Raw genomic sequence first — 13,241 nt, 5'->3', positions numbered from 1 at the left:
TGCGTCATACTTTCAGGTATTATTAAACCCTCGCTCCTTAATGGCCCATGCCACATCAGCCGCTTGCCTGTTTTCTTTAACATCATGAACACGAAACATTTGCACGCCTTGCTGCACTCCTAAAGCAGTCGTTGCAGCCGTTGCACTGACTAATTCAGCCGGTTCAGTAACTGCACATAAGCTCCCCATAAATCGCTTACGACTGGTACCCAATAAAACAGGGTAGCCTGTGGCGACAAAACGATCTAAATTAGCCAGCAAATCCAGATTATCCTGCCTACGCTTGCCAAAACCAATACCTGGATCTATAGCTATCTGATTTTTATCAATTCCTGCAGCTAAAGCGACATCGACACGTTCTTGTAAAGAATTTAAAACTTCAGCAACAACATCCTGATAAAACGGCGCCTCCTGCATATTATCAGGCTGACCTCTTATATGCATTAAAATAATAGGCACATTCCTTTTCGCGGCCAAAGATAAAATCTCTGCATCTTGTTCACCTGCTGAGATATCATTAATTATCGTCGCGCCGGCATCCAGTGCCGCCCTAGCCACCTCACTTAAAGTCGTATCTATGCTAATGGGGAGCGTTGCGGACAGGTCTTTGCGTATTGCTTTGACCACCGGAATAACACGGGATATCTGCTTTTCTGCCGATACTGACTCAGAGCCAGGCCGGGTAGACTCACCGCCTATATCTATAATGTCTACCCCTGCAGAAATCATAAACTGTGCTTGAAGCAGAGCACTGTCAATAGCAGTAAATTTTCCACCATCGGAAAAACTATCAGGTGTGACATTAAGAATACCCATGATAAGTGGGCCAGTTAAATTATTAAACATAAAGGTACTCGCTCCAAACAAGCATTTTTTTACCAAGAAACCTGCCAAGAAAACATGGCAACGTATATAATATACTTCGCGCGGTTACGGTTGCAGAAAATATTTCGAGTTGTTTTTTGTTGATAGCAAGGCGCTAAAACAGGCGCATAGCTGGCTACGCAAAACATATGCTCCACAACCTAAGGCAATGTTATTGATTTAATTTCACTTTTGCTAAAGAAGGATTGGCTAAGGAAAATAAAACTGCTCAGTTTTAACCCTACCCTCTTCTCCCTTTAGAAAAAGGAGTTTATTTTTCAAACATCTCTATTGTAACCGTAAGCTGACTAAAGTCCGCCCTATTCTCGTTCGATATAAATACAAATCAATCTTTAAATTATGACTTCACCTCGTATCGCATGGGCTGTTACTGGCTCGGGACATTATATCGAAGAGTGCATTGAGTATATGCTCACTTTAGATAATGTTGACTTATATCTGAGTCAGGCCGGTGAGGAAGTGCTAAAAATGTACGGCATACAAATTAATGACTTACGTGATAAAGTCCGTATTTATCGCGATAAAGCCGCTTCTGCTCCACCGGTAGGCTTATTTTATAAAGGCTATTATCACACCTTGATTGTTGCCCCAACGACGTCAAATACTGTCGCAAAATTCGTGCTGGGCATTGCCGATTCATTAGTGACTAATCTTTATTCTCAGGCTGGAAAATGCCGTATACCTAATATTGTTTACCCTTGTGATATTGCTCCCGAAATGAAAACGACAGCTCCGGGCGGCGAAGTGATGGTTTATCCTAGAAAAATTGACCTGGAAGCCACTGAAAAATTACGTAGTTTTGAATATACCACCGTAGTAGAAAGCGTCGATGAACTCCAGTTAGCAATGCAACAACGCCTGGCTTCTTTATCATGAGTGAACACATCCTGTTTTTAACAGGCAAACTGGCAGAAAAACAATTGCGTCAGATTCTGAAAAAGATGCAACCCGAATTTAGCTATACGGTGCACCAGATTGGCGTTAAAGTGGCAGCGTTAATGACGGCTGATATGATTGGCCGCCGCTTAAAGGATACTTTTAATGCCGACCGGATAATCATCCCAGGCCGATGCCGTGGTGATATTGAAGAACTCAGCAAAACCTTATCTGTGCCTGTCGAACGCGGCCCTGATGAATTAAAAGATTTACCGCTTTATTTTGGCAAACAGGCATTACATATTGATTTAACTCACTATGATGTAAAAATTTTTGCTGAAATTGTCGATGCTCCCAACCTTGCAATCGAAGAAGTCGTTCAACGTGCTTATTATTACCAAAATAATGGCGCAAATATTATTGATATAGGCTGCTTACCCGACACTCCCTTTGCTCATATGGAAGATATCATCCGCGCTTTAAAACTGGAGGGATTTAAAGTCAGTATTGATTCTTTAGAGACGGCTGATCTACTACGCGGTGCAAAAGCCGGTGCTGATTATATGCTCAGCTTACATGAAAGTACCTTATGGGTTGCTGATGAGGTTGATGCCATTCCAGTTATCATTCCGGAAAAGCATACAGATATAGGTTCTCTGGATAGAGCTATTACTCTTTTACAGAATAAAAACAAAGCCTTTATCGTTGATCCGATTCTTGATCCAATCCATTTTGGTTTTACCGAATCGGTAGTGCGTTATCATACTGTACGACAGAAGCACCCTGAGATTGAAATGATGCTCGGCGTAGGTAATATCACCGAACTCACGCATGCTGATACTGCGGGTATGAACGCAATATTATTAGGTATGTGTTCAGAACTCAATATTAAGCAGATCCTTGCTACCGAAGTTAGTCAACATGCAGGCCGTGCAATTAAAGAAGCCGATGTGGCACGGCGCATTATGTATGCAGCCAAAGAAAATAATACGCTACCCAAACATATTAATCCTGATTTGATGGCCCTACATGAGACTTCACCGTTCCCTTATCAACTGGCGGAAATCAAGGAATTTGCTGCACAGGTTAGGGATCCGAGCTTTCGTATTCAAATCAGTACTGAAGGCGTGCATATATACAACCGTGATGGCTTTCATAGCGCTATCGACCCTTTTGATTTATACCCTAAACTACAAGTTGAAAACGATGCTGGCCATGCTTTTTATCTAGGCGTTGAACTCGCTCGCGCAGAAACTGCCTGGCAACTGGGCAAGCGTTTTAATCAGGACCAATCCCTAGACTGGGGTTGTGCAGCAAAAACCAGTGAACAAACTGTCGACTTACATACATTTAAGCCCGCCGGAACCACATTTAAAAAATCATGATTCAAGAAACTATCGTAACTACACATAATAATGAAGGTCAAACGCATATTGCCCCTATGGGTATTCATGTTGCCGGTGATGAATTTATTATTCTCCCTTTTCGCCCTTCTGTTACTTTAGATAATATTCTGGAAACTAAAACGGCGGTCATTAATTACACCGACGATGTCAGAATTTTTGCCGGTTGTGTTACCGGAAGGTATGAATGGCCCTTAAAAAAAGCAAAAAAAATCGATGGTCATTTTTTAGAAGGTACATTAGCTCATTGCGAAGTCAAATTAACTCATGTTGATGATGACCCGGTACGCCCAAAATTATTCTGTCAATCAGTACATCGAGTTAACCACTCTGCATTTAAAGGCTTTAATCGTGCTCAACTTTCTGTCCTGGAAGCTGCAATTTTATTAAGTCGTATTAACCGGTTATCTTCTGCTAAAATTCACACTGAACTGGAATATTTACATATCGGTTTTAATAAAACAGCAGGCCCTAAAGAAAGAGAAGCATGGGACTGGATTACAAAGGCAATAGAACAAAAATTAAGAGAGCTATAACCCATATGAGTCGTATGCTGGCAAGCGTCAATAGCCTGGAAGAAGCAATAATCGCATTACAGTTTGATGTGGATATTATTGACCTGAAACAACCTGCACTCGGTGCTTTAGGAGCACTACAGACACAACAGGTACAAACTATCGTCACCGGATTACAACAGGTAAAACCTGTTAGCGCTACGATAGGTGACCTACCCATGCAAGCTGATGTGATTTTTGATGCCGTCAATAAAATGGCCGATACAGGTGTAGACTATATAAAAATTGGCTTTTTTCCGGGTCAGGACTGGAATAAAGTGATAAGAAAACTGGCAACTCTAACTCAAGATTCCATACAATTAATTGCCGTATTATTTGCCGACCAGCAACCTGATTTAAACAATATTAAACAATTTGCAGAGGCTGGTTTCACCGGCATTATGCTGGACACCATGAATAAAACTAATGGCTCACTTACCCAGGTAATGCCCCTGGCTACATTGCAGCATTTTGTACAAACAGCCAAACATTATCAATTACTCTGTGGTCTTGCCGGCTCCTTACGTGCAGTCGATATTCCATCATTACTCCCACTACAAGCCGATTATTTAGGTTTTAGAGGAGCTTTATGTGAACAACACTCTCGCACAGCCTCACTTGACCCTATCGCCATGCAAAATATTAAAACGGCTTTAGCACTAGCTGATGAATATCAACAATCCTTTGCCTATGCCCATGACTCTCAGCCATAGCTCGTCATTCCTGTATGCTTTTAGCAGGAATCTCGTTGATTAAGCATAGATTCCCGATAAAAACATTCGGGAATGACGTGTTTTTTAACATACTAATGTTTAAAGCTTAATTTCACTTTGGCTGAGAGTTATACGTAATCAGCATTTTAAGCCATGCTGGCCACCCACCTACAAGTAACGAAGATTGTAATCATTCAGCCAGCATCTAGCCAACGATATATACTTTTAAAAACTATGACAAAAAAAACTTCTCTGACCAATAAAATCTTAATTGCTATGGGCTTAGGGCTTATATTAGGCAGTTTGATAAATATATTTACTCCGGATCAAGCAATTATCCAGACCTATTTTGTTAATGGCTTATTCCATGTTATTGGTTCGGCTTTTATCAATTCCCTAAAAATGCTAGTTGTGCCTTTAGTTACTTTTTCACTTATTTGCGGTGTCTGTGGCATTGGCGATATTAATGCACTGGGACGCATAGGACTTAAATCTTTTCTTTTATATATACTGACCACCGGCCTAGCCATTTCTCTGGCTTTAGCTATTGCCATTACTTTGGCACCCGGCAAAGATTTTGCACAGCAGCAACACACAACAACTTTTGTTGCCAAGGTTTCTCCGCCAATTACTGATGTCTTTATTAATATCATCCCCAGCAATCCGATTGAAGCATTTGCCCAGGGTAATATGCTGCAAATAATATTTTTTGTCATCCTGTTTGCCATTGCCATGCTAATGACTGGCGAAATAGGTAAGCAACTGGCTGAGACTGCTGAAAAATTAAATGAAGTGATGATGCAAGTGGTCACTTTAGTCATGGACTTTGCCCCGATCGGGGTATTCTGCCTAATGGCAAAAACATTTTCAGAGCAGGGCTTTGCTTTAATTGTACCTATGATCGGTTATTTCTCTGTGGTCATTTTATGCTTACTTCTGCATGCTCTAGGAACATTCTCCCTATTACTTACTTTTTTTGCCAAACTCAATCCACTGATATTTTTCAAAAAAATGCGCCCGGCGCATATATTTGCCTTTAGCACAGCAAGTTCCAATGCCACTATTCCTGTTACCCTACGCGCCCTGGAGAAACGTATCGGTGTGAACAATACAACAGCCGCATTTACCGTTCCTTTAGGCGCAACAATTAATATGGATGGTACTGCCATCATGCAGGGCGTTGCCACAGTATTTATTGCCAATGTCTACCAGATTGACCTAGAGCTAACTCAATATATTACTATTATCGGTATGTCTATTCTTGCATCTATCGGCACCGCTGGCGTACCAGGTGTCGGGCTTATTATGCTTGCTATGGTCTTTAATCAAGTGGGCCTACCTGTTGAAGGCATAGGCTTGATTCTAGGGGTAGACCGATTACTGGACATGATGAGAACAGTTGTCAATATTACCGGCGATGCGACTGTCACCTGTATCGTGGCACGGGGAGAAAACACAATTGATGATACTGTTTTCAATGATCCTGACGCGGGTACAATCTCTGAGCTACATTTACCTCATAAAACATAATCATTAAAGCAAACGTTTACCCCAGATAAAACCAATTGATATACGTATTTATGAACATACACCATGTAAAAACGAGAAACCATTCGAAGAGAATAGTATTAGCTATAAAAATAAAAACACAAAATACATCCTCTGCATCCTATTCAAGTACAGCTACAAGCAGTAAATCCTCACCTCCCTACTGACCCGGCATAGTTAAAAACACCCCAAATAGATAAAACCAACATCTCTTTAATATCAATAAGATATAAATTATCCTAACTTAATAAATCCCTTAAATAAATATTGTTTTGACACGATACATTTAATCATGATAAAAATACATCGTCGAATTAGAGTAACTTGCTCCCGACATACGCAAGGCAAATAACAAAAATAAACGTGCCTTACCTGTGCAAAGCGCAGTTTTATAAAAATAATAACGAGGATAGTCAAATGGCTGAAGAAAAAGATAATTCAACTCTATACATAGGCGGAATCATTTTAATCGCTGTAGTTGGTGTATTTATACTAAAAGGTAGAGAAACAGAGCATCTACAATCAGGTGCTTCAACAGCATCTACTCAAGCAGCATTTGATGCTGCAGATGCAAAGAGAAGAGCACAAAAAAACGTATTTGAATAAACCCTTCAAATCAATAAGTATGACTTAGATTTATTGTAAAAAAGGAGATGTTTTATCTCCCTTATATTGTGTGAAAGAACTACCTTAACGTCCTGTTAAGGTAGTTTTCATAATAAATCCCCCAATCCCACCTTACAAACTACAATTCTGTTTCAGTTAATCCTAAAATTTAAGTTCAGCAACCCCTTTCGCTAATACCTGATTAATATTCAATACAGCAAATAATTGTTGCAATGACATCTGCTGAATTTTTTCTTCGGAACCATAGCGTAAAGCAAATAGTTTATTTTGCATACCTGGCGGATAGCTTGCTTTAATTTTTATTATATTTTGCTCAATAAGATCTCTCGCCTGTTTTATTTCAGCATCTCTTTTATTGACTACAAACGTCTGATTCTTCTTAACTGGCGTACTAGCTGGGCGCATCGCCTGTGACTCACGCATAGCCATCAAACGCTTACTTTTGCCTAAACCAACCAATAACTCCGTATCTTACACGACAGTTTTTTGTTTTTCTTGCATAAATATAGGTGTCAGTTTAAATTGAAAAGTTATTTGCCTGCCATTTTTTTAAGGCATTTATATATAAATCACCTTCTTCAGCGCGTACTCTTTCTCCTAGACTTGCTACCGTATCATCAGCCAAGACAGGAACCCTTTGCTGCAACAAAACAGGACCTGCATCATAATCTGCATTAATCACTTGTACAGAGGCCCCACTCTCCATATCAGCTGCAGATAAAACGGCTGCATGCACATAATCCCCATACATTTTATGCCCACCATGTTTAGGTAATAATGAAGGATGGATATTTAAAATTTTATTATTAAATGCAGCTAAAGTTTCATTACCAATTTTTTTCATATAACCAGATAACACAACAATATCAGTACCCGCCATAAGTAAAGCCTGCTTTATCGCTGCATCTTCAGTACCTGGGTGAGTTTCTGCACTGATATGCACGACTTCTAACCCATTTTCCAGACACCATGGATAGATAGCCGTTGTCTTATTATTAGTAATTAAAATACCTATTTCAAAACCTTTTAAGGTTTGCGCCTTAATCGCAGAAATAATTTGTCTGGCAGAGCTACCACCATGCGAGGCTAAAAAACTTATTTTCATTCAATACTCACTAATCTTTGTTGATTATTTATTGCCTACCTAGCAGGGGTAGAGCGGGCTTTAGTCCGCTAGTTTTACCCTCCCCTACAGAAATGCTTACACTGGCGGACTAAAGTCCGCTCTACATAGTGTTTTCAATTCAGACCATGCAGCTAGTTTATCTTTATAACTCATAGCCGCATAGGCTGGGCTGGTTGAGGGCAGCTTAGTATAAGACAATGCCTTATACTCGGGAGCTAAGGTCTGGAAAACATATTTTTTATATAAACTTTCAGCCATGCCACCATTAAAAAACACATATTTAATCTGTGAAAATGTAGCAAATAATGAGTCAAAATCATTGATTATTACTGACTCTTTCTCAATTGCAGAGTCTAGACTGCCTTGTCTCACACAGGATTTTAGCACATCCCAGACAGCAATTCGCTGAGCTTGCAACAGTTGCTGCCCTTGCTGATAATCAACCGGTTTACCGTCATTATATAAAGCCGCCATGATCTGCCAAAAAGCATTTCGGGAGTGCCCGTAATATTGTTGTTTTTCTAATGAGACCACGCTAGGCATACTACCGAGAATTAAAATATGTGCCTTATTATTTCCCAATAGTTTAAAACCTGATTGTTCTGTCATTAATGCAATTAAGACTATGCCAAATGTAATCCACAATAGCACATATAGTTTGCAACCGTCAGTGCTAGAAGTATAAATGACCTAGAATTTTACTGATTTTAAGCCTATTTTTTGCGATAATGCACAGCCTGCTATAGAGTAGGTATACAAAAAAACTCTCCGCAACACGCGTTCAAAATTTATCTTATAAAATCTAAACTATGTGGTTTAAAAATCTTGCTATTTATCGCTTAACCGAAGCCTTTACTTTAACGCCTACAGAACTAGAAGAAAAACTAGATAGTTTACGCTTCAAGCCCTGCTCCTCCACAGAAGAATTCAGCTATGGCTGGACATCCCCTCTAGGTCGCAGCTCTGAGCAGCTGATCCATCAGGCTAATGGCTTTATAATGCTTTGTGCGACAAAAGAAGAAAAGGTGCTGCCAACAAGTGTCATTAATGAAATGACGGCAGACAAAATCACTGAAAAAGAAGATCAGGAAGCACGTAAACTATCCAAAAAAGAACGCACTGAAATTAAAGATCAAATTATCTTTGAGCTATTGCCACGTGCTTTTAGTTTTTCTAAAAAAACCTTTGTCTATATCGATCCTAAGGGTGGCTGGCTTATCGTTGATGCAGCTTCAGCAAAAAAAGCCGAAGAATTAATCAGCTTTTTGCGTAAAAATCTGGGCTCTCTGCCGTTAGTACCCGTGAGTACTAAAGAAAAACCAGTCAGCACCATGACTCAGTGGCTATTGAAAAATGAAACACCGGCTGATGTCTTAGTTGAAGATGAATGTGAGTTACGCGCACCTGAAGAAGCCGGCGGTATCATTCGCTGTAAACGCCATGACCTAGCTGCTCCAGAGATCAAAAATCATTTAGATACAGGCAAACAAGTGATCAAACTTGCTATTAGCTGGTCTGACCGACTATCATTTATTGTCGATGAAAACCTGTCTATTAAGCGTCTGAAGTTTTTAGATCTTATTCAGGATCAGGTTGCTGATACTGAAACTGATTCGGCTGAAGAACAATTCGATGTAGACTTTACCATCATGTCCCAAGAGTTGAGCTCCTTTCTACCTCGTCTGTTAGAATTATTTGGCGGCGAAAATATTAGCTAATGAGTTCATTACGTAGCACAATAAAAATATTAATAGCTAGCACTTTTATCCTGTCTAGCTCTAATATTTATGCTATCTCCTTTGTATTGCCAGACAATGCAAAGGACAGCCTGGTCATGGAGTTTTCTCAAGGTATCAACAAGAAAACAATAGCTAGCAAAAATGAAGATTTACTGGATATAGCACGTCGCTTTGATTTAGGCCAGAATGAAATCATACGCTTAAACCCTGATGTCGATCGCTGGTTACCCAAAGCAGGTGCGCAAATCCAGCTACAAAGTGAACGGCTATTACCCGATGCTCCACGTTCAGGTTTAGTACTTAATTTACCTGAATTTAGGCTCTATTACTTTCCTGAACCTGGGAGTAAAGAACCCTCCTCGGTCATTACTCACCCGATTAGCATAGGCCGGCAGGATTGGGATACCCCTTTAGGTCAGACAAGCATCATCGCTAAAAAAGAAAATCCCACCTGGACTCCCCCAGAGTCCATAAAAAAAGAACATGCAGCAAAGGGCGACCCTTTACCTGATGTTGTACCTGCCGGGCCTAATAACCCGCTAGGATTATATGCCATGCGCTTAGGGATTCCAGGCTATCTTATCCATAGTACCAATAAGCCTTATGGCGTTGGTATGCGTGTCAGTCATGGCTGCATCCGTATGTACCCTGAAGATATTGACACTCTTTTTCCGCTGATAACTGTTGGTACACCGGTAAGCATTGTAAACCAGGCTGTCAAAGTAGCTTGGGCTGGAGACAGTCTATATATTGAAGTACATCCGCCACTGGAAAACCATCAAACAGATAATTTGCTGGACATTGCACTGGATTTAATTGAACAGGCCAATAATGGTGTACTGCCAATTCTAGATGGTTCTGCTTTAAATGATGCTCTGACAGAAAGAAAAGGTTTACCCATAAAAATATTTGAGCAAGCTAGCATACAAACAACTGAAACCAGCAATTAAACGAATGTCATATTACAAAATAATCATGGCATTGAAATAACAATTGAGGATAATAGACAGTATAGAGTTAATTTAAACACACTAGACGGTAAATTTAGACAATAATCCCGTCTAATTTTAACCCTCTATACCTTGCCCTGATTCAGATAATAATAAAAAAAGAGAACTTTATGATCCGACAATTAAAAAATCTGTTAAAAAAGAACCAAAACTGGGCAAAAAAAATGACGGCGGATGATCCTGATTTTTTTCATGATTTAGCGAAACAACAAACGCCAGAATACCTCTGGATTGGCTGCTCTGATAGCCGCGTGTCGGCAAACCAGGTTATTGATTTAAAGCCCGGAGAAGTTTTTGTCCATCGCAATATTGCAAATGTTATGGTACATACTGATTTGAACTGCTTATCAGTCATTCAATTTGCAGTTGAAGTCCTGAATGTGAAACATATCATCATTTGTGGACATTATGGCTGTGGAGGCATCAAAGCAGCTTTTGAAGGTAAAGAGCTGGGCTTGATTGATAACTGGTTAGGTCATATTAAACTGAAGTTTCCCAATAATTATTTATGGTAAAATTGAAACTATGCTACAACTATATGAAAAAAATAGTCTTTTCATTCGTTTCAAATGCTATTGCCTAAGGGGAATTAAGTAGGGGTTTGCTATAAACATGGCAAAACCACCTAAAATAAACCTCGATACACCAGCATTGTGTATTTCAGCTACTCAATAATTGGGAAACTTCAGTTATTATTATTGCCATCCTGCTCTGGAAATCTATAGCTTACCCTGGTAGTTCTACTGCCTTAGTCGCAATGCTTTTACTTTACGCTACAATTCTTCGAAAATACTCACAAGCATGGCTGATAGTCATACCCGCTTTACTGCCCATCTTAGACTTTTCCCCCTGGACTGGGCGACTATTTTTTTCAGAATTTGATTATTTTGTTCTCTTAACTTTTGCTATAAGTTTATGGTATGGAAGATGGATTATTAAAAGCACTAGATGTTGAAGTTAATGCCATAGATCAATTAAACAGAACTCATGCCTTACAGGATGAAGCCGATATTGCTTAGAATAAGCTATATTTTCATGCATGGTTGCGACGGGCAGCTTGTATCTTAGCTATAAGTCGCTGGCTATGACTCAAACTTACTGTAAAAGACCGTCATAGACCCACTGCAAACATTCAAAATATTTTCAGATATTTATGATAATCCTAACTAATAACGCCTAAAATACTGGATTGTTAGACCCCGTGTATGCTTTACCACTCTTTTTACCTATTACCCAGCCCCCACATAATCGAACCACCTCTCCAACAATATACGTTCATCGTCTTGAATGTCGCCAGAAGGATACCCGATTCCAGCGTGGACATAATCAGTACCTAAAGGACTGAAATTCACAAAGGGTGATAACCCATTGGTAATGAGAGTTTTTATAAATAGCGAATGTTGTTGCATCTCTTTCACTGAAGCAGAATGTTTTTTATCAAAACTTGTGACTGATATTTCCGAGTAAAGGTGCTCGCTGTCCCCACATGATGAGCTCAACCTCTCCCAGCGTCTGACATTGTTCTCAGTTGAGAACGTCTTATTTATACGATATTTAGCTGGATCTGCATCTTCAATATATTTCGATAACCTTAATTGAGGAACGGTCAGATCTTGCTTACCCTCAAACAACCCTAATTCAAACTGATCTGAAAACACCTTCAATTGCTGAAAAGCTATATTCAGTTCGTTTTTTGACAACATGGAAAGATAACCTGACCCAACAAAGATTGGTAAATCGACTCTAGCGTGCAAATAGAAATGACTATACTGTGCGTCTTCATTGATAACAATCCGTACCAATGGGCACCTCCTAGTTATTTTTTTTGCTAGTGAAAAAAGATGACTTTCATAATCACCACCACTGTTATTTAAATTTTCTTTTGAAGCCAAAGGTGATGTAAATGAGACATAATATACCGTACCTTTAACTAGGGCTGAAAATTTAGCTGAAAAATGTTGTTCTACTAAGACTGGCTGCCGTCTACTTATATCATTATGTCTTACCGCTGGATCAATCAGAAAAATTGCATTTGGATTGTGTTTATTCTCTTTAATGCCATACAATATATCATCTGTGGCATCTAGAATTTCGCCAAAGAGGGACGCAATATGATTTGTAACATCAAGACTATCATGAGATTCAAACGGAACATAACTGTATTGAGGCATTAAGCTGTCAAATGTAGCTTCATAAGGATCTTTTACCGAAAGTTCTTTTCCCGTTGTAGTAATCGGCTTACGCAGAAAGTCATGCCAGTTTTCCCTTGTCAATTCAACAGATTTATCAAACGATGACTGAGTGCAATTATCCATTCTATCTTCAACTTGGAACTTTCTGGCAATAAAGGATGCTACCTGATCTTCGTCCACAGAACTTTTAAGAAAGGGATAATTAATTTCCAATTCGGCTAGACCATCAACTTTCAAAAGCTCATTTACTTTACCAAAAAGACGATCGACTCGCCCCACTCTTTGCTCGTTGTTCCCTGGGGAGCCTGCAATACCATAATGGTGAACTTTTCTGCATTGTAAATGTAGATTGACCCCTTCCTGAAAAACAGAGGTCGATACGAGTACGTTAGGGTAAAACGGACTGTTAAAGCCTAGTATTAAACGTTGCCGGTTACCCGACTTACCGCTGGCATACCAGGCCGGGTTTTGCAGTGACGTCAGCGAGCGCCACTCTTTCTCCCATTCACCGAGTTTATGGTCAGAGCACCTGATCTCGGGGAATTTACTTTGATCCCAGTTTAAAGAT

13 protein-coding genes and 1 pseudogene are annotated in these 13,241 nt (G+C 39.6%); 9 read left to right on the top strand and 5 right to left on the bottom strand.

Features of this window, described 5'->3' with window-relative positions; translation table 11 throughout:
* Nucleotides 1–12: 12 nt before the first annotated feature.
* Nucleotides 13–846: a dihydropteroate synthase gene (folP, locus tag CDZ78_RS11350; RefSeq protein ID WP_087870111.1), complete on the bottom strand. Its 834-nt coding sequence runs from the start codon at nt 844–846 to the stop codon at nt 13–15.
* A gap of 378 nt (nt 847–1,224) precedes the next feature.
* Here folP and CDZ78_RS11345 point away from each other — a divergent pair, with 378 nt between their 5' ends.
* From CDZ78_RS11345 to CDZ78_RS11320, 6 genes are all read left to right on the top strand, one after another.
* On the top strand, nt 1,225–1,761 hold the full coding sequence (locus CDZ78_RS11345) for a flavoprotein (protein WP_087870110.1): 537 nt from the start codon (nt 1,225–1,227) through the stop codon (nt 1,759–1,761).
* Nucleotides 1,758–3,146 (top strand): DUF6513 domain-containing protein, encoded by a 1,389-nt coding sequence (locus CDZ78_RS11340; protein WP_087870109.1) that lies wholly within the window; start codon nt 1,758–1,760, stop codon nt 3,144–3,146. The genes CDZ78_RS11345 and CDZ78_RS11340 overlap by 4 nt, the downstream gene beginning before the upstream one ends.
* Complete coding sequence (locus CDZ78_RS11335) at nt 3,143–3,700, top strand: DUF447 domain-containing protein (RefSeq protein ID WP_087870108.1); 558 nt, start codon at nt 3,143–3,145, stop codon at nt 3,698–3,700. The genes CDZ78_RS11340 and CDZ78_RS11335 overlap by 4 nt, the downstream gene beginning before the upstream one ends.
* Nucleotides 3,652–4,431, top strand: coding sequence for a (5-formylfuran-3-yl)methyl phosphate synthase (locus CDZ78_RS11330; RefSeq protein ID WP_307190492.1), 780 nt, complete (start codon nt 3,652–3,654; stop codon nt 4,429–4,431). Before CDZ78_RS11335 ends, CDZ78_RS11330 begins: the two co-directional genes overlap by 49 nt.
* A 234-nt stretch (nt 4,432–4,665) precedes the next feature.
* Nucleotides 4,666–5,961: a dicarboxylate/amino acid:cation symporter gene (locus CDZ78_RS11325; protein ID WP_087870116.1), complete on the top strand. Its 1,296-nt coding sequence runs from the start codon at nt 4,666–4,668 to the stop codon at nt 5,959–5,961.
* A gap of 435 nt (nt 5,962–6,396) precedes the next feature.
* Nucleotides 6,397–6,585, top strand: coding sequence for a hypothetical protein (locus tag CDZ78_RS11320; RefSeq protein WP_087870115.1), 189 nt, complete (start codon nt 6,397–6,399; stop codon nt 6,583–6,585).
* Between the two features lie 162 nt (nt 6,586–6,747).
* Here the strand turns inward: CDZ78_RS11320 and CDZ78_RS11315 are convergent, their stop codons facing one another.
* The 3 genes from CDZ78_RS11315 to CDZ78_RS11305 all read right to left on the bottom strand — a co-directional run bounded on the left by CDZ78_RS11315 (nt 6,748) and on the right by CDZ78_RS11305 (nt 8,341).
* Nucleotides 6,748–7,065 (bottom strand): hypothetical protein, encoded by a 318-nt coding sequence (locus tag CDZ78_RS11315; RefSeq protein ID WP_087870106.1) that lies wholly within the window; start codon nt 7,063–7,065, stop codon nt 6,748–6,750.
* Between the two features lie 58 nt (nt 7,066–7,123).
* A complete protein-coding gene (locus CDZ78_RS11310) occupies nt 7,124–7,711 on the bottom strand; it encodes a formyltransferase family protein (protein ID WP_087870105.1) in 588 nt (195 codons plus the stop codon).
* 96 nt (nt 7,712–7,807) lie between these two features.
* Nucleotides 7,808–8,341 carry a DNA-deoxyinosine glycosylase gene (locus CDZ78_RS11305; protein WP_087870114.1) on the bottom strand — a complete coding sequence of 178 codons (534 nt, stop codon included), beginning with the start codon at nt 8,339–8,341 and terminating at the stop codon, nt 7,808–7,810.
* 200 nt (nt 8,342–8,541) lie between these two features.
* Between CDZ78_RS11305 and rdgC the strand changes: the two genes are divergently transcribed.
* The 3 genes and pseudogenes from rdgC to CDZ78_RS11290 all read left to right on the top strand — a co-directional run.
* Nucleotides 8,542–9,450, top strand: a complete 909-nt coding sequence (gene rdgC, locus CDZ78_RS11300) for a recombination-associated protein RdgC (RefSeq protein ID WP_087870104.1) — start codon at nt 8,542–8,544, stop codon at nt 9,448–9,450.
* Nucleotides 9,450–10,421, top strand: a complete 972-nt coding sequence (locus tag CDZ78_RS11295) for a L,D-transpeptidase family protein (protein WP_087870103.1) — start codon at nt 9,450–9,452, stop codon at nt 10,419–10,421. Before rdgC ends, CDZ78_RS11295 begins: the two co-directional genes overlap by 1 nt.
* Nucleotides 10,422–10,594: 173 nt before the next feature.
* Nucleotides 10,595–10,966 (top strand): annotated as a pseudogene (locus CDZ78_RS11290) (carbonic anhydrase); the annotation flags it as partial.
* 744 nt (nt 10,967–11,710) lie between these two features.
* On the opposite strand, the gene CDZ78_RS11285 reads toward CDZ78_RS11290, so the two are convergent.
* The coding region (locus tag CDZ78_RS11285; RefSeq protein WP_244559233.1) for a helicase C-terminal domain-containing protein at nt 11,711–13,241 on the bottom strand (1,531 nt) is incomplete at its 5' end.

Source organism: Bathymodiolus platifrons methanotrophic gill symbiont (assembly GCF_002189065.1).
GTDB lineage: Bacteria > Pseudomonadota > Gammaproteobacteria > Methylococcales > Methylomonadaceae > Methyloprofundus.
The sequence above is the reverse complement of the archived record's forward strand: the minus strand, read 5'-3'. Positions and strand labels throughout refer to the sequence as shown.

What these genes read in the sequence shown, in the direction of transcription:
- folP (WP_087870111.1), bottom strand. Translation starts at nt 846, where the DNA reads ATGTTTAATAATTTAACTGGCCCACTTATCATGGGTATTCTTAATGTC.
- CDZ78_RS11345 (WP_087870110.1), top strand. Translation starts at nt 1,225, where the DNA reads ATGACTTCACCTCGTATCGCATGGGCTGTTACTGGCTCGGGACATTAT.
- CDZ78_RS11340 (WP_087870109.1), top strand. Translation starts at nt 1,758, where the DNA reads ATGAGTGAACACATCCTGTTTTTAACAGGCAAACTGGCAGAAAAACAA.
- CDZ78_RS11335 (WP_087870108.1), top strand. Translation starts at nt 3,143, where the DNA reads ATGATTCAAGAAACTATCGTAACTACACATAATAATGAAGGTCAAACG.
- CDZ78_RS11330 (WP_307190492.1), top strand. Translation starts at nt 3,652, where the DNA reads ATGGGACTGGATTACAAAGGCAATAGAACAAAAATTAAGAGAGCTATA.
- CDZ78_RS11325 (WP_087870116.1), top strand. Translation starts at nt 4,666, where the DNA reads ATGACAAAAAAAACTTCTCTGACCAATAAAATCTTAATTGCTATGGGC.
- CDZ78_RS11320 (WP_087870115.1), top strand. Translation starts at nt 6,397, where the DNA reads ATGGCTGAAGAAAAAGATAATTCAACTCTATACATAGGCGGAATCATT.
- CDZ78_RS11310 (WP_087870105.1), bottom strand. Translation starts at nt 7,711, where the DNA reads ATGAAAATAAGTTTTTTAGCCTCGCATGGTGGTAGCTCTGCCAGACAA.
- CDZ78_RS11305 (WP_087870114.1), bottom strand. Translation starts at nt 8,341, where the DNA reads ATGACAGAACAATCAGGTTTTAAACTATTGGGAAATAATAAGGCACAT.
- rdgC (WP_087870104.1), top strand. Translation starts at nt 8,542, where the DNA reads ATGTGGTTTAAAAATCTTGCTATTTATCGCTTAACCGAAGCCTTTACT.
- CDZ78_RS11295 (WP_087870103.1), top strand. Translation starts at nt 9,450, where the DNA reads ATGAGTTCATTACGTAGCACAATAAAAATATTAATAGCTAGCACTTTT.